This window comes from Acinetobacter sp. SW-226 (assembly GCF_055632855.1).
Window position 1 is genome coordinate 3,096,858 of the sequence record NZ_CM145752.1, and the last position, 16,106, is coordinate 3,112,963.

Annotated in this window: 12 protein-coding genes; 6 read left to right on the forward strand and 6 right to left on the reverse strand. The window is 42.0% G+C overall.

Annotated elements, in window-relative coordinates:
* Window positions 1-12 precede the first annotated feature (12 nt).
* The 5 genes from ACZ8ZH_RS14735 to rsfS all read left to right on the forward strand — a co-directional run bounded on the left by ACZ8ZH_RS14735 (window position 13) and on the right by rsfS (window position 5,935).
* Entirely contained in the window at window positions 13-2,826 is a 2,814-nt protein-coding gene (locus tag ACZ8ZH_RS14735) for a GacS-like sensor histidine kinase (protein ID WP_119064906.1), read from the forward strand.
* Between the two features lie 118 nt (window positions 2,827-2,944).
* A complete protein-coding gene (locus tag ACZ8ZH_RS14740; protein ID WP_086209862.1) occupies window positions 2,945-3,733 on the forward strand; it encodes a crotonase/enoyl-CoA hydratase family protein in 789 nt (262 codons plus the stop codon).
* 36 nt (window positions 3,734-3,769) lie between these two features.
* Window positions 3,770-4,645: an NAD(P)-dependent oxidoreductase gene (locus ACZ8ZH_RS14745; protein WP_119064904.1), complete on the forward strand. Its 876-nt coding sequence runs from the start codon at window positions 3,770-3,772 to the stop codon at window positions 4,643-4,645.
* 15 nt (window positions 4,646-4,660) lie between these two features.
* Window positions 4,661-5,455, forward strand: coding sequence for a hydroxypyruvate isomerase family protein (locus ACZ8ZH_RS14750; RefSeq protein ID WP_086209864.1), 795 nt, complete (start codon window positions 4,661-4,663; stop codon window positions 5,453-5,455).
* Between the two features lie 75 nt (window positions 5,456-5,530).
* Window positions 5,531-5,935 (forward strand): ribosome silencing factor, encoded by a 405-nt coding sequence (gene rsfS / locus ACZ8ZH_RS14755; protein ID WP_086209865.1) that lies wholly within the window; start codon window positions 5,531-5,533, stop codon window positions 5,933-5,935.
* 45 nt (window positions 5,936-5,980) lie between these two features.
* Here the strand turns inward: rsfS and ACZ8ZH_RS14760 are convergent, their stop codons facing one another.
* Window positions 5,981-6,589 carry a hypothetical protein gene (locus ACZ8ZH_RS14760; protein ID WP_119064902.1) on the reverse strand — a complete coding sequence of 203 codons (609 nt, stop codon included), beginning with the start codon at window positions 6,587-6,589 and terminating at the stop codon, window positions 5,981-5,983.
* 16 nt (window positions 6,590-6,605) lie between these two features.
* Window positions 6,606-7,940: an ammonium transporter gene (locus ACZ8ZH_RS14765; RefSeq protein WP_086209867.1), complete on the reverse strand. Its 1,335-nt coding sequence runs from the start codon at window positions 7,938-7,940 to the stop codon at window positions 6,606-6,608.
* 416 nt (window positions 7,941-8,356) lie between these two features.
* Between ACZ8ZH_RS14765 and ACZ8ZH_RS14770 the strand changes: the two genes are divergently transcribed.
* The gene (locus ACZ8ZH_RS14770) at window positions 8,357-9,508 is read left to right on the forward strand and encodes an IS4-like element ISAbe18 family transposase (protein WP_058971770.1); all 1,152 of its coding nucleotides are present in this window, start codon (window positions 8,357-8,359) and stop codon (window positions 9,506-9,508) included.
* A 64-nt stretch (window positions 9,509-9,572) separates the two neighbouring features.
* On the opposite strand, the gene ACZ8ZH_RS14775 is transcribed toward ACZ8ZH_RS14770, so the two are convergent.
* From ACZ8ZH_RS14775 to ACZ8ZH_RS14790, 4 genes are all read right to left on the reverse strand, one after another.
* Complete coding sequence (locus ACZ8ZH_RS14775; protein ID WP_162900309.1) at window positions 9,573-10,979, reverse strand: efflux transporter outer membrane subunit; 1,407 nt, start codon at window positions 10,977-10,979, stop codon at window positions 9,573-9,575.
* Window positions 10,979-14,110, reverse strand: a complete 3,132-nt coding sequence (locus ACZ8ZH_RS14780; RefSeq protein ID WP_119064900.1) for an efflux RND transporter permease subunit — start codon at window positions 14,108-14,110, stop codon at window positions 10,979-10,981. The genes ACZ8ZH_RS14775 and ACZ8ZH_RS14780 overlap by 1 nt, the downstream gene beginning before the upstream one ends.
* 8 nt (window positions 14,111-14,118) lie before the next feature.
* Window positions 14,119-15,294: an efflux RND transporter periplasmic adaptor subunit gene (locus tag ACZ8ZH_RS14785; protein WP_162622342.1), complete on the reverse strand. Its 1,176-nt coding sequence runs from the start codon at window positions 15,292-15,294 to the stop codon at window positions 14,119-14,121.
* A 71-nt stretch (window positions 15,295-15,365) separates the two neighbouring features.
* Window positions 15,366-15,989, reverse strand: a complete 624-nt coding sequence (locus tag ACZ8ZH_RS14790; RefSeq protein ID WP_119064898.1) for a TetR/AcrR family transcriptional regulator — start codon at window positions 15,987-15,989, stop codon at window positions 15,366-15,368.
* Window positions 15,990-16,106: the final 117 nt, after the last annotated feature.

Genomic DNA, 16,106 nt, shown 5'->3' on the forward strand with positions numbered 1-16,106 from the left:
ATCGCTTGCATCATGTCAAATATCAATAAAAAGTTATTTAATCGTCTGCACTTAAATCATGCTTATGGACAGCTCATTGCCCTTATTTTCGTGCCGATTATGATTTTGGCATGTGTCGGTGCATTGTTGGTGATTACCGAAACTTCAAATGCAGCCAAAGCTCAGCAACGCCAAATGGCGATTGCAATTTTAACGCGCTATCAACTCGATGCCGAAGCAGCCATTAATTTATTGAATGCTTCGCCTTGGCAATATGAAAATGCACGTTATCTCATGCAAAAAATGCTGGATGAAAAGCATCTGATCCGTGCCGCAATTATTGATGACAAAGGCAATAATAAACTCAGCATTGGTTATCAAGATCAGGCGCCATGGCCTGCGCTGAAAAAAGGCACCGATTTTTTTGGCCCCTTGTCTTTTAACGGCAATACGGTCTATGGTCTTCCCATCAACCAATTTGCTGGCTCACCTGCTCAGTTAGTGATTGAAGTTGACAATCAACCCTTACAAATTGCACGTTATCGTGTGTTGATTGTGTTGATTGCGACAGGCTTGTTAACACTCTTATTGCTTTTATTGTGTTTGAATTTTTACTCGCGTCGTTGGATCGCGCCCATGTATGAAATTCGCATGCAGTTACAACGTTTAAATGCCGACACCCTTGATCAACACATGATCATCAACAGTACGGGTGAATTACGTTTATTGCAGCGCGACATTGCCAATGTGGTGAAACGCTTACACTTTAGTTTTTTAGAACTAAAGGAACACACTGAGCAGACAGAAGACGATTTGCGCCGAACTCTTGACACATTAGAAGTGCAAAACATTACCTATCGCCAAGCACGTGACCAAGCCATTTCAGCAAGTCAGTCTAAATCTGTTTTCCTAGCCAACATTAGCCACGAACTGCGCACCCCACTAAATAGTATTGACGGTTTTATCCATTTGCTGTTGCGTCAAGACAACTTGAGCAACGACCAAAACCTATATTTACAAACCATTCGCAAGTCTTCTGCACACTTACTAGCACTGATTAATGATGTATTAGATTTTTCAAAAATTGATGCAGGTAAGCTAGAACTCGATACTGCCACTTTTGACCTTGAAGAAGCCATTTTTGATGTAATGGATATGCTGTCCCCACTCGCAGCACAAAAGCATATCGACATGGCTTTTTACTATGCAGACAATGTGCCGAAGCATGTGGTTGGCGATACCTTACGCTTTAAACAAATTTTGACCAACCTAATTTCCAATGCCATTAAGTTCACCCCTGATGGTGAAATTATTGTGCGCGCAAGACTTGAACAAGATGATATTGGACAGTGTTTATTACATTTTAGTGTACAAGACAGTGGTATTGGTTTGAGTGGTACCGACCGTAAGAAATTATTTGAATCCTTCTCCCAAGGCGATGCATCTGTCACTCGCCAGTTTGGAGGGACAGGATTGGGCTTAGCGATTTCTAAACAACTCGTGCACCTGATGCAAGGCCAAATTGGCTTTGAAGACAACCAAGAACGTGCTCCAACAGAAAAAGGCTCCACTTTTTGGTTTACAGCCATGTTTATGGTCAATGAGGAAGATGAATTCATCGAACATCCTCAATTTAGCAATATTCAAGTCGTATCTTATTTAGCGCATCCTGCAACTGCCAATATTTTACGCCACTATCTAGAAGACTATGATGTCAAACACATTGAATCTAGCTCAATTTTGGATTTGTTTAGCCATCTGAATAAACTGCCTCTAGATGTCGAAAATACCTGGCTGATTGTAGATCATAGCGGAGATACTGAGGCCTTATTGAAAGAAATCCGTCAACGCTATAATGGTAATCTTGCAGTTTACGGCTATCAAATGTCACTTGATCTAAACATGTTGAATGACTACCGCGCACGGCCTTTATACCAACCACTCAGCCGCAGTGCCTTGATTCAACTACTCAGCAATCAACCCTTGTTTGAAGATAACGAAATGGAGTCTTTCAATGGTCAAGGTTTACATATTTTGGCAGTCGATGATCACTTACCTAACCTCATTGTACTTGAAGCATTATTGGGTGAATTGAATGTCACTACCACCAAGGCCTTGAGTGGGCAACAGGCTTTAGAAATTTTACAAGAACACTTTGAACAGGACAGCAAACCTTTTGATTTGATCTTTATGGATATTCAAATGCCTGTCATGTCAGGTGTAGATACTACACGCGCTATTCGTGCCTTAGAGTCAACTCTAGAAAATAATAAACGCTTACCGATTATCGCACTCACTGCACATGCTTTAGCTGATGAAAAGCAAAAACTCCTGCAAGTCGGTATGGATGACTATGTCACTAAACCAATTCAAATTGATCAAATTATCCAAATTTTGACTCACTGGACTACAGAACGTTTCAACAAAACCTCCGCGGTTGAAAAAGCCATCATGATTGAGGCGCTGGATCCGAAAGTACTGGACTGGCAACAAAGCTTACAATTGGCAGCAAACAAAGAAGATCTTGCTATTGATCTGCTACGCATGTTGATGGATAGTTTCGACACGGAACTAAATGAAATGAAACAGTTGATAGAAATGGAAGACTTTCCGCAACTTGAACACGTTCTACACCGCCTATACGGGGCAACGCGCTATGTCGGTGTACCGAACTTGCAAGAAGCAACTGGCACATTTGAGCAGTTTGTTTCGACCTTGCGTAAAGAGCGACGTAAAGCCGATGAACAGTTCATTCAAGAAACCATAAAACGTTTTAATGAGCTCAAAGTTGTCATTGAGCAAGTGCAACATGCTGCACAACAAATTTTAATCAAACATAATTCCTAAAAACGGTCGAAACTCGACTAAAGTCAGTACTGTCTATCTTTTGATATGACTGCACTGTCATGTATCCTAACAAGGTGCATGTTATGCTCCATGCAAGCAAAAAATAAGAGTTTTCATCATGGCTTTACTTCGCATTGAAAAAAATAATGGCATCGCGACTGTTTCACTCAACCGACCAGACAAGCGTAATGCCATGAGCTTCGCTTTATTGCGCGAACTGGTGCAAACCGCTGAAAAAATCAAAAAAGATCGAAGCATTCGCTGTGTAATTCTGACTGGTGAAGCGCAAGTATTTAGTGCTGGTATTGACCTTGCTGATTTAAACAATCCCAAAAATCGTGCCTATGCTGCATGGGAACTGATTAAACCTGGGCAAAGTCTATTTCAAAAAGCGTTTCTTATTTGGCAAGAACTGCCTGTTCCTGTGATCGCAGCAATTGAAGGATTTTGTTTTGGTGCCGGCATGCAATTGGCTTTGGCTGCTGACATTCGTGTCGCTCACCCTGCAACTAAAATGTCGATTATGGAAAGTCGTTGGGGACTTGTGCCAGATATGGGGCTTACTCGCTCTTTAAAAGGCTTAGTGGGACTTGATCTTGCGAAAGAACTCACGCTTACAGCACGTATTTTTGATGCTCAATATGCCAAAGAAGTCGGTTTAGTCACACACTTAGATGAATCCCCTCTTGCAAAAGCACAGTCTATTGCAGAAGAAATGCTACAGCGTTCACCTGATGCGCTCATGGCCTCTAAATACGTACTTGATGCCATGCAACATGAACCAAAAAAATCTTTGCGCATGGAAAAAATTTGGCAACTCAAATTACTGTTAGGTAAAAACAGCCAAATCGCGCGCAAAAAAGACAAACAACCCGATGTCCAATTTGTACCACGCCAGTACAAATAACAGCATTTAACCGCATTCAGTTTAGAAGAGAGTCCCATGAGTTTCGATCGACACACTAAAATTGCATTTCTTGGTATGGGGCTCATGGGAAGCCGAATGGCGACCCGATTAATTCAAGCAGGTTTCGAAGTCGCGGTCTGGAACCGCACTCAAAATGCCAAGGATGCACTCATTGATTTGGGAGCAACAGACTTAGCCCTGCAAGACATAGCCCTCTATCCCGTTATCCTCACCTGTTTAGCTGACGACAAAGCGGTTGAAAATGTTTATGAACAAATAGAGCCGTTTTTAGCAGCCAATCAAGTACTTGTCGACTTTTCCAGTCTTTCGGTTGAGCAAACGATTAAACTTGCTGCACGTGCTGAACACAAACAGGTGCAATGGATTGATTCGCCTGTGTCTGGAGGAACTGTAGGTGCAGAGCAAGGAACGTTGGTGATTTTTGCTGGCGGTGATGTTCAAACCATTCAGGACTTGTCTTTAATTTATAATATTCTGTCACAGCGCGTTACTTGCATGGGCGCTACAGGCACAGGACAAGCCACTAAAATTTGCAATCAACTGATTGTGGCTGCCAATAGCACCTTGATTGCTGAAGCGGTGGCTTTAGCTGCTAAAGCTGGCGTAGATACTCGTCTACTTGCACCTGCACTGGCAGGTGGTTTTGCAGATTCTAAACCCTTTCAAATTTTAAGCCCACGTATGGCCACACACCAATTTGAACCCGTACAATGGAAAGTACAAACCCTCTCTAAAGATTTAAACAATGCTGTGCAACTCGCAGCCCACCATCAACTCGATATCCCCGTTGCAGCACGAGCACTTCAGCAATTGCAAGCACATCAACAACAAGGCTATGCTGAAGCTGACCTTGCCTCGGTCATATTACAAGTAGAACAGAAAGCCAAATAACAAAAGGAGAAAATCATGACCAAACTTGCTGTAAATTTATCCATGATTTTTACCGAAGTACCGCTGCTTGAGCGTTTTGCTTTAGCTCAAGCCGCAGGCTTTAAACATGTTGAGATCCAATTTCCCTATGAACTGAGCATTGAACAAGTTCAAACTCAGCTAACACTACATGACTTAAGCCTCTGCTTGATTAATGTTCCTGCAGGCGACCTCATGACAGGTGGTAATGGTCTAGCAGGTGTCCCTGGCAAAGAACTGGAGTTTCATCGGGCCCTACAGTTGGCTGTGCAATATGCCAGCGCACTCAAAGTACCAAGCGTGAATATCCTTGCAGGCAAACAGCCATTGGACGCTGACCTCCTGCCTTGTTTAAACACTTTGGCTAAAAACTTAAAGTTAGCCTGCCACATGTTCACCGAACATCAAATTCAACCTGTCTTTGAAATGATCAACGGCACAGATATGCCACGCTTTTTAGTACAAAATATTGCCCAAGCACAAGAAATGTTAGAAGCCGTAAAACATCCTGCACTTAAAATGCAATACGACTGCTATCACATGGCAATGATGGGTGAGGATGTCCTTCAAGGCTTACAAGAAAATATTCAAGATATTGGACATATCCAGTTTGCCGACTGTCCGGGCCGGCACGAGCCAGACACTGCACAAATAATGTATGCAAATATTTTTGAATGGTTACAACACAGCAACTATGATGGTTTTCTTGCGGCTGAATATCGACCAAAAACTGTTTCAACTCAGTCCTTTGCATGGAAGGCAAAATACTTTGCCACGCATCCTCAAAGCTAAGCCTTGTCAGATTTGAATTTTTCGGCCAAAAACTCTATACTATAAGGTGAGTTATTGTCCGGAAAAATTCCCTTTATGAATTTAGAACCATCGCCCAGCGCTTCTAATTCTCACGATCTCGCAATGAATACACAAGCTGCCGACGTACAAGCTTGCTTAAAAGTTGTACACGAAGCCCTTGAAGATGTAAAAGCAAAAGATATTTTAGCGCTTGATGTCAGCTCAATCAGTAATGTTGCTGATGCAATTGTAATTGCAAGTGGTACATCTACGCGTCACATTAAAGCACTTGCTGATAACGTTGCTGAAGAAGCACGTAAAGCAGGCTTCCGCCCTCTCGGTGTCGAAGGCGAACGTGATGCTGAATGGATCTTGATTGATCTTGGCTTTGTTGTTGTGCATGTGATGTTGCCAACAGCACGTCGTTTCTACGACCTCGAAAGCCTATGGCGTGCAGCCCCAGAAGAAACTGTAGCCTAATCAAAAAAAGCGACCTAAAGGTCGCTTTTTTATACGCTATATTTTCTAAATGAGCCAATGCAAATCCACTGACGGATACTGTGTTTTAACCTGTCTCTTGATACTGGCATAAACCTGATCAGCTTTTGCAGGGCCGTAAAATTCACAGTACTTTTCATAGCAGGCTGTCAACATCTGAGCATACTGAGCCATCAATAAAGTATTTAGAAGCATCCGATCATCCAACCTTTGGTTTGCAGACATCAAAATAGATAATGCTTCCAACTCCACCTTTACTTCACTTTCAAAATCCTGCATATCAACATCTTTTACCGACTGACAAATACCTTGCATAAAAAAGATGAAAGCATCCAATAATTGCTCTTGCGTCTGTTCTGCTCGGAGCTCTTGGGCTGTAGGCTTGAGTAATACTTGTTTTTCAACTTGTGCCATCTCTGCTAAGACATTTCTGAGCATATCTTTGCGGTGATAACGCAATTCTTCGGTAGTGCAAATTTCACTCAAAAAACGATTTAAAACAAAGGATGGTTGGTCACCATATTTGGCTTCCCAGTGATTCAACACTTGCTCCAAAAGTGTCCCCGGTAAGTATTGACTGAGGCCTCGTTCAATCGCTTGACGTTTTTGCAAAATACTTAATGTTTCAGTCGACATGAGCAATCCTCTTCATTTAATGACGTTTAGTCATATCATCTGTTTCAAAAGTCACATCATGCTGAAACTCCGGATAGGACAGTTCGGCATGTTCGGTATAGTCTAAACCACGTTGTTCATGTTGTTTACTTACACGTAGACCACCCAACACTTTATCCAAGACTTTGAACACAATAAAAGCCACACCAAACCCCCAAATAAATGCAGCCATAATACCTAAAATTTGTACTGCAATTATTTCTGAATTAAACATTCGCCCTTCAAAAAACAGCCCTGCTGCCAACGTCCCCCACGCACCACAAAAGCCATGCACAGTCACGGCATCGACCACATCATCCAAACGAAGTTTTTCCATCAATACAGGTAAAATACTGACCAAAATTCCAGCAAAGGCTCCACTCATCACTGCAAAAAGTGGGCTCATGGTTGCACAGCCTGCGGTGATTGCAACCAACCCACCTAAAGACGCATTAATCGTGCCTCGCATTAAAATCGCTTTACCTCGAATCAGGGTATAGACCATGTAGGCAACGGCCGAAGCACACGCCGCTAAATGCGTGTTTAGGGCTATACGTCCAATACTCACTTCAGCTTTAACGGTAGAAGCAGCATTAAAACCAAACCATGCTAGCCATAAAATAAAACCACCTAGTGCCACCAGCGGTAAATTATGTCCAGCCAAATAGTGAACTTGCCCATTGCGACCAAAACGTCCGAGTCGTGGCCCAAGCACAATAATACCCGCCAGAGCCACCCATCCACCAATCGAGTGCACAACAGTTGAACCTGCAAAGTCGATAAACCCTAGAGCCTTCAACCAGCCCTCGCCGTCAAACAAACTTCCCCAAGCCCATGCCCCAAAGATCGGATAAATCAAACCGCTCACTACGGCCGCACTGACAATATAGGCTACAAAGTGAATACGCTCTGCCATTGCGCCACTGGCAATAGTGGTGGCCGTTGCAGCAAACATCATTTGGAAGAACAATAAATTCCAATGCCATCCATCCATTTCATTGGGTGCAAAATGAGAAGTTCCGATCCAGCCAGTTTGGTTTACCCCAAACATTAAGCCAAAGCCAATCAACCAAAACACCAAGCCCCCCAAACATGCATCCATATAGTTTTTCATGAGTACATTAATCGTATTTTTAGAACGAACTGAACCACTTTCAATCAGTGCAAAACCCGCTTGCATAAAAAACACCAAGATACCACCTAGCACCACCCAAACACTGTCTAAAGATAGGCGAATTTCTTGTATATTGGCTGCACTCACCACAGGTTCAACTGCCCAGGTTGAGCTAGAACACAGTAAATATAGCCCTGCTAAAATTTGAAGTTTTTTCATCATTATCCCCCAAAGAACCGAAATAAAAATTGCAACAAATATGCCAATTTCTAGGGATATACTTAATTTTCTATATATATTTCAAAACATTTATTTGATCAAAAGTTCCAGTAACTCAACCTTTTTCAACCTTATTTTCACATAAACAATCTTTCTAAAATTTAAAACCCATTTCTCTTATTGCATAGAAAACACATACATTCTGCCTTACATCACGCGTACTCGAGCTAATGTCATTCAAATATTAAAACGATGTTGCTTTGAGACCCTTTTCAGAAAGACGCCAAACCTCTCACATAAAAAAAGTGACCCGAAAGAGCACTGCTGTCCCATAGTTTGCTTTAAATAAAAAAACCTGAGTCCTAACAGTTAAAATATGAGTGTAAACAAACACTTTAACGACCAGGATTCAGGTTTTGTCACATCAGAATACCGTATTTTATGAGCTAATTAAACCTGTTGTGCGACAGGATTTTGAACAACTTGCTAAAGTACACCATGTTGGACAGAAATTTAGAGCGACTTCCCGTTGGGATCAGTTTATTGCCATATTGATGTCTCAATTCTCTTGTAGGCAAAGTCTGAGAGATATTCAATCCAATTTGGAGTGCCAACAGGAAAAGCTAAGTCATCTCGGAGCAAAATCTATTCCCCGAAGCACGCTGGCACGAATCAATGAGCAGCAGCCTGCTGCCTTGTATCAACAGCTATTTTACAAGTTGCTTAAATACTATGAACACTCAAAAGTAGCTCATAAATTTCGCTTTAAAAATCCCTTGTATTCCTTGGATGCCAGTCATATTGACCTGTCGCTTTCCTTATGTGAATGGGCCAAAGTTCATGACTCAAAAGCCAGCATGAAACTCAGCATAGGATTGAATCACAGCAATGATATTCCTGAGTTTGTTGCAGTTGAAAATGGCAAAGAAAATGACATGGTACAAGGTCGCAAATTCCAGTTTCCTGCTGGCAGCATTGTAGTTTTTGATAAAGGCTATGTCGATTACCAATGGTATGCAAATCTGACTGCTCAAAACATTGGATTTGTCACACGTTTTAGGCCTAAATCTGTGTATCAGGTGATCCAGCAACATCCAGTGCTTGAATCCAAAGGTATTCTAAAAGATGAAACCATTCAGCTGAATAGCGCACATGCCCTAAAAAGAAAAGCCCCAGTGTTAAGAAGAATTGAATATAGAGATCAGCAAAGTGGCAAGCACTTTAGCTTTCTCAGCAATAACTTTCATTTAGCCGCCTCCACCATTGCGGCGATTTATAAAGATCGTTGGAAAGTTGAGCTGTTCTTTAAGGCGATTAAGCAGAATCTCAAATTAAAAGCGTTTCTAGGCCGCAGCAGGAACGCAATTCAGACACAAATCTGGATTGCGATGATCGCCTATTTATTGGTGAGTTTCGCTCAACATTTAGGGAAAACAGGTTGGACAGTTCAACGTTTACTCAGAATAATTCAAGTGAATTTGTTTGAAAGAAGAACTTTAAAAGCTTTATTTTCACCCGATAAAATACCCATAAAACAAGAGGAAGCTCAAATGAGCTTCCTCTTGTGAAAAATTGTGGGACAGCAATGCCCGAAAGAGTCACTTTTATAAAACAACGAACCCATTCAATTTTTTATTGCGCGTCAGCCCCCCCGCCTAAGACCTTATATAACGTGACACGATTGGTGGCTTCCTCTAGAACCAACGTAACAAGTTCTTGCTGTGCACTATAATATGTTCGCTGCGCAGTCAGGGCCGTCAAATAGCTATCCAAACCTTCTTTGTACCGGGCAGTAGATAAACGATAACTACGTTCCGAGGAACGGACTAGGTCTTTTTGTGCATCAAGTTGCGCTTCAATAGTCTGACGCACAGCCAAAGCATCTGCTACATCAGAAAAAGCGGTTTGAATCGCTTTCTCATATTGTGCAATATAGATATTTTTCTGAATTTTGGCTGAATCTAAAGAAGCTTTAAGCTCCCCTCCTTGGAAAATAGGCACAGAGATCGTTGGTATAAACGACCATGTACCAGTTCCAGCACTAAACAGCTTTTCTAAATCGCTACTGCTTCGCCCAGCCGTGGTGGTTAATGAAATGGTTGGAAAGAAAGCTGCTCTTGCGGCTCCGATGTCAGCATTTGCCCCCTTTAAGAGATGCTCTACATATAAAACATCGGGGTGGTTTTGCAGCATGCTCGAAGATAAGTTTGCAGCAATTGGAGCCAGACGTATGGATTGCAAATCTATATCATTTGAGGGAAGAAACTCAGCTGGTACAGCAGTGCCTACGATTAAGTTCAATGCATTCTGCGCTTGAGCCAAAGCCTTCTTGTAACTGGCAATATCAGCCTTGGCACTATCGACACTGGTTTTAATTTCCTCATAGTCTAGGGCAGAAGATATACCTTCTTTATATTTGGCATAAGTGAGTTTGAGTGTTTTTTCCTGACTGGCCAGCGTGCTTTCTGCGATGCGCAATTGTTGCTGATAAGCTGCAATCGTCAACCAATCACTGGCAACCTCTGCAACCAAGCTCATACGCGAACTACGTTGTGTTTCAGCGGTTGCAAAATAGCTTTCTAAAGACTCAGTATTCAAACTTCGAATACGACCAAACAAATCAAGCTCCCAACTGGTAAATCCTACAGAAAACTCACTAGAGCGACTGATTTGGCTTTGCCCCGATGAGGATTGTGCTTTAGATGCAGATTGAGATACAGATGCACTTACACTTGGATATAAGTCTGCTTTCTGAATGCGATATTGTGCTCTAGCTTTATCAATATTCAACATCGCCATACGCAAGTCACGATTATTATCTAAAGACATCGCAATGACTTTTTGTAAGCGAGTATCAAGAAAAATAGTGCGCCACTGTATATCTGCAACTGGTTGAGAAGAGCTCTCCCCCACAGCCTGATTATTAAATGACGTTGCGACAGGCGATGTTGGTTGACTATATTCTGGATTGAGATTCATGCACCCCGTCATTCCCAGAAAACACAGCCCCACTGCGCCATATTTATAGTTCAACAACATTATGAATGCTCCTGTGGTAATTCAGCTGTTTTCTTTTTGGAAAAAATGCTACGGATAAGAACATAGAATAAAGGGACAAAGAAAATACCAAGTGCCGTAGACAATAATGTTCCACCAAAAACACCTGTTCCTAAAGAGTGACGCCCGCCTGAACCTGCTCCCGTACTAATCACCAAAGGCAATACCCCGAGTAAGAACGCAAATGATGTCATTAGAATTGGACGCAGACGCATTTTAGTTGCATGTAAGGTTGCAGCTATTAAGGTTTCACCTTTTTCTTCTAACTCTTTAGCAAATTCCACGATCAAAATCGCATTTTTCGAAGCCAGACCGATGGTTGTCAGCAAGCCAACTTGAAAATAAATGTCATTAGATAAGCCTCGTAACGTTGTAAATAATAAAGCGCCCAACACACCAATCGGCACGACAAGTAAAACAGAAAAAGGAATCGACCAACTTTCGTATAAAGCCGCTAAACACAAGAATACAAACAGGATTGAAATAGCATATAGCAGGGGTGCCATATTGCCCGACTGCTGTTCTTGATAAGACAAGCCAGACCATGCATAGCCAAAACCATTTGGCAATTGTTTGACTAAGTTTTGCATTTCTGCCATCGCCGTTCCAGAACTCACTCCTTCTGCGGCTTGCCCTGAAATTTCCATTGCGGAAGAACCATTAAAACGAGCTAAAGAAGACGGCGCAAAGTTCCATTTACTTTCAGTGAAAGCAGAAAATGGCACCATATCATTATCATCATTTCGAACGTACCAACGATTAATATCGCTAGGTAACATGCGCGCAGACGCTTCCCCTTGCACATAAACCTTTTTAACACGCCCATTATTTACAAAGTCATTGACATAGCTACTGCCCAAAGCAGTTGATAAAACATCATCAATATCACTTTGACTGACTTTTAAAGCACCTGCTTTGGAGTCATTAATTTTCAAGGCAAATGTAGGTGCATCTTCTAAGCTGCCATAGCGAACAGCCGTAAGCTTTTCATTTTGCTGAGCGAGTTTTAGAAGCTGATCACGGGCCGAAACCAATGCATCATGCCCAGCTCCACCCAAATCTGTCAGCTCCATGGTAAAACCTGAGCCTTGTCCCAAACCCGGAATCCCAGAGGGTGCCATGGCAAAAATCTGCGCATCTTTAAACTTAGAAGCCATATCTTTGGTAATACGGTTCCCAACACTTGTAGCATCGGTAGAACGTTCAGACCAATCTTTTAACTTAATGAATCCCATTCCTGAGTTCTGACCACTACCTCCAGTACTAAAACCAGCAACACTCATCACCGATTCCACTTCAGGTTGCTTTTCTACATAGTCAGCAACTTGATCCATAACACGCACAGTTTGTTGTTGCGTCGCACCTGATGGTAGTTTGATTGACACCATCAACATGCCCTGATCTTCTTCTGGTAAAAATGCTGTTGGAAGTTTCCAAAACAGCCCCGCAATAGAAACAACAATGAGTAAATAAGCCACCAGACCTAGACGTTTATGAGCAAGTATCCATTTCACACCACGGTTATAGCGCTCGGTATTGGTATTAAATGTCTGGTTAAACCACTGAAAAAATCGAGAAAGCACGCCTGTTTTTTTCTCAGTTCCATTTTGATGAATTGGCTTCAACAAGGTTGCACATAATGCGGGGGTAATCGTCATTGCAACAATCACCGAGAGAATCATCGCAGAGGCAATCGTAATAGAGAACTGGCGATAAATAGCTCCTGTAGAACCACTAAAGAATGCCATGGGAATAAATACCGCCGTCAGTACTAAAGCAATACCAATAAGCGCACCTGTAATTTGCCCCATTGATTTTTCAGCAGCCGCCTTAGGTGATAGTCCCTCCTCTTGCATGATCCGTTCAACGTTTTCCACCACAACAATCGCGTCGTCCACCAAAAGACCAATCGCCAACACCATGGCAAACATTGATAAGGTATTAATGGAATAACCCAAAATAGACAACACGCCAAAGGTCCCCATGAGCACAACAGGAACGGCAACTGCAGGAATTAAAGTAATACGCCAGTTTTGCAAAAACAGATACATAATAATGATGACCAGCGCAATTGCTTCAAATAGGGTCTTCACTACTTCTTCTATCGAAATTTTGACAAAGGGTGCTGTGCTATAGGCAACCTTATAGTTCACACCCGTAGGAAAGAACGCTTTGAGCTCTTGTAATTTTGCTTCTACCGCATTTGAAACATCTAAAGCATTTGCACCAGCTGCAAGCTCAATCCCCATGCCTGCTGCATTCTTACCATTGAACTTACTCAAGGCCGCGTAGTCTTCACTGCCGAGTTCAACATTTGCCACATCAGACAGCCGAACCTCCGCTCCACTTGCATCTGACTTTAAAATAATATTTTTAAACTGATCTACTGTTTTTAAGCGACTACGTGCCGTTACCGTGGCACTCAGTTCCTGCCCATTTACAGCAGGTAAAGCGCCAAGAGAACCTGCCGCAACATCGCTGTTTTGTGCTTGAATAGCCGTTACAATATCACTGGGTACTAAAGAATAGGTTTTGAGTTTTTCTGGATTTAGCCAGATTCGCATGGAATACTGCGAACCCATCACTTGAACATTACCAACACCACTGACTCGACTCACTTGGTCTTTTACACTAGACACCATGTAATCTGCCAAGTCCGTACCATTCATACTGCCATCTTCTGAGATAAAACTCAGCACCATAAAGATACTACCTGAAGACTTGGTCACCGTCAGACCATTGTCCTGCACGGATTCTGGCAAAGAGGATTCCGCTTGCTTCAACTTATTCTGGACTTGAACTTGTGCCGTATCTGGGTCTGTCCCTGAAGCAAACGTTAAGGTTACCGAAGAGCTCCCTGAGGATGAACTACTTGATGACATATACAGTAAATTATCCAACCCCGTCATACTTTGCTCAATCACTTGCGTCACTGAGTTTTCTGTCGTTTCAGCTGAAGCACCTGTATAAGTTGCACTGATACTGACTGTTGGAGGAGCAATGTCAGGATATTGCTCAATAGGTAAAGTATATATAGAAAGTGCACCCGCCAAGGTGATCACAATTGCAATGACCCATGCAAAAATAGGTCTGTTAATAAAGAAACGAGCCATTGTTCATCCTATTTTTGATCTGAGGTCACTGAATTACTTGCAGTTGCTTGCTGTACCACTTTCACGGTATTCCCCGAAGAAACAGTACTCACACCTTCAACAATCAACTTCTCCCCAGCTTTGAGACCAGAGGTCACCACCCACTGGTTGCCTTGTGCATCCGAGGTTTCGACGGTACGTTCAACCACCTTATTGTCTGCACCGACCAACTTCACAACAGGATCTCCCTTATGATTTCGGGTCACTGCCTTTTGTGGAATCAGAATAGCCTGATGATTAACTGCTAATGGTAGCTCTGCCTTAACATAAGCACCTGGAAGCAATAGATATTTAGGATTTGGAACAATAGCTCTTAAATTTACCGTACCCGTTCCAGTATCAACGGACGTTCCAATAAATTCGAGCGTCCCCGTATGTTCATAAGTCGAACCATCTTCCATAATAATACTGACAGGCACCTTACCATTAGGGGCATTCAATGTTCCCTTATCAATTTGCTTTCTCAGATTAAGCAATTCAGTGCTCGATAGCGTGATATCAACATAAATTGGGTTTAATTGTTGGATCGTTGTCAATGCGGTCGTTTGCTCAGCCGTCACCAGTGCACCAGGAGTATATGTAGACGTGGCAATCCGTCCTGAGATCGGGGCACGTATTGAGGTATAGCCCAAATTAATTTTGGCTGTATTTAACGCCGCTTTTGCAGAAATAACGGCTGCTTCTTGTTCTTTTAAAGTTGCTTGAGCATCAAGGGCATCTTGCTGACTAACCGCCTCAATTGCGAGAAGGTTTTTATAACGTTGCGCTTTGGGCTTTGCGGCAAGCAAACTCGCCTCAGCTTCAACTAAATCACCACGCGCACTTTCATGTGCTGCTTGATACAGTTTAGAATCGAGCTGATACAACACCTGACCAGCTTGTACATAATCTCCTTCCTTAAAAAGTCGCTTTTCAATAATACCACTCACTTGAGGCCTGACATCTGAGGTCAAATAAGCCGTTGTCCGACCAGCCAAGGTTTGTTTCATGTCCATAGACTGAGGTTGGATCGTCATCACCTCTACTTCAGTTACAGACTTTTGTGGAGCGACCTGCTCTTGATCACAAGCAGATAAGGTAAGACCAAGACAGCATAAAATCATTCCTGTCAGAAAAGCCTTTTTGAATACTACCGATTTTTTCATTGCACACGCACACCTAGATTTGAAAAAAGACTGAACCCACCACATTAAATTTAAGAAATAAAATATTGTATTTATTGAATATTATTTTCTTTCTCTTTCACTTCACCAAATAAGGAATCCATTGCTGTTAACATCGTTTCATAAATACGCTGTAAAATAGCCTGATCAACATCTTGCGAATACCCTTTCGCCGTTCTCAAAATGACGCCCTCCGTTAAAGTGGCAACCACCTCAGCAATTGCTCTTATTTCTTGTGGAGATGCGGTTTTGTAATATTCTCTTAAAATATACAAACCTTGCTCCTGCATTTTTTTTTCTGATTTTTCAATAGTTTCGATTATTTTATTATTGCCACTAATATTGAGAACTTCATATAACAAAGATAATTCTTCAGAACTCATATTATTAGGATGCCCACTGGCAAGCTCCTGAGCCTTTATATGTACATCGTGTCGGTGAAAGCCAGGAGTGCAAATGCGCTTGTCCGTAATACTCAAAATCATATTTTCTATGATTTCATCTTTATCTTGAAAACAGCGATAAATTTGTCCGGGACCTAATCCACTGGCCTTTGCAATGTCTGCAATTGAAAGTTGATCTAAACCATGTGCTACAGTTAACTCTATAGCTTTATCAATAATAAGTTGTTTTCTTTTGTTCTGTTTTTCCGTGCGAGATAGCGGGTGCAAGTCCATAATAGGGTTTAGCCAAATTGAGAATAACAATTCTCAATTTAAACACCTAAATACAAATCAGCATGCTGATTTCTTATACAAAATGTGTCTTTGTGAGGTTTTTTTGTAACTAAAGAG

Excerpts from the sequence above, each read along its gene's own strand:
- ACZ8ZH_RS14765 (WP_086209867.1), bottom strand. The coding sequence starts at position 7,940 with ATGAAAAAACTTCAAATTTTAGCAGGGCTATATTTACTGTGTTCTAGC.
- ACZ8ZH_RS14740 (WP_086209862.1), top strand. The coding sequence starts at position 2,945 with ATGGCTTTACTTCGCATTGAAAAAAATAATGGCATCGCGACTGTTTCA.
- ACZ8ZH_RS14780 (WP_119064900.1), bottom strand. The coding sequence starts at position 14,110 with ATGGCTCGTTTCTTTATTAACAGACCTATTTTTGCATGGGTCATTGCA.
- ACZ8ZH_RS14750 (WP_086209864.1), top strand. The coding sequence starts at position 4,661 with ATGACCAAACTTGCTGTAAATTTATCCATGATTTTTACCGAAGTACCG.
- ACZ8ZH_RS14735 (WP_119064906.1), top strand. The coding sequence starts at position 13 with ATGTCAAATATCAATAAAAAGTTATTTAATCGTCTGCACTTAAATCAT.
- ACZ8ZH_RS14760 (WP_119064902.1), bottom strand. The coding sequence starts at position 6,589 with ATGTCGACTGAAACATTAAGTATTTTGCAAAAACGTCAAGCGATTGAA.
- ACZ8ZH_RS14790 (WP_119064898.1), bottom strand. The coding sequence starts at position 15,989 with ATGGACTTGCACCCGCTATCTCGCACGGAAAAACAGAACAAAAGAAAA.
- rsfS (WP_086209865.1), top strand. The coding sequence starts at position 5,531 with ATGAATTTAGAACCATCGCCCAGCGCTTCTAATTCTCACGATCTCGCA.
- ACZ8ZH_RS14785 (WP_162622342.1), bottom strand. The coding sequence starts at position 15,294 with ATGAAAAAATCGGTAGTATTCAAAAAGGCTTTTCTGACAGGAATGATT.
- ACZ8ZH_RS14775 (WP_162900309.1), bottom strand. The coding sequence starts at position 10,979 with ATGTTGTTGAACTATAAATATGGCGCAGTGGGGCTGTGTTTTCTGGGA.
- ACZ8ZH_RS14745 (WP_119064904.1), top strand. The coding sequence starts at position 3,770 with ATGAGTTTCGATCGACACACTAAAATTGCATTTCTTGGTATGGGGCTC.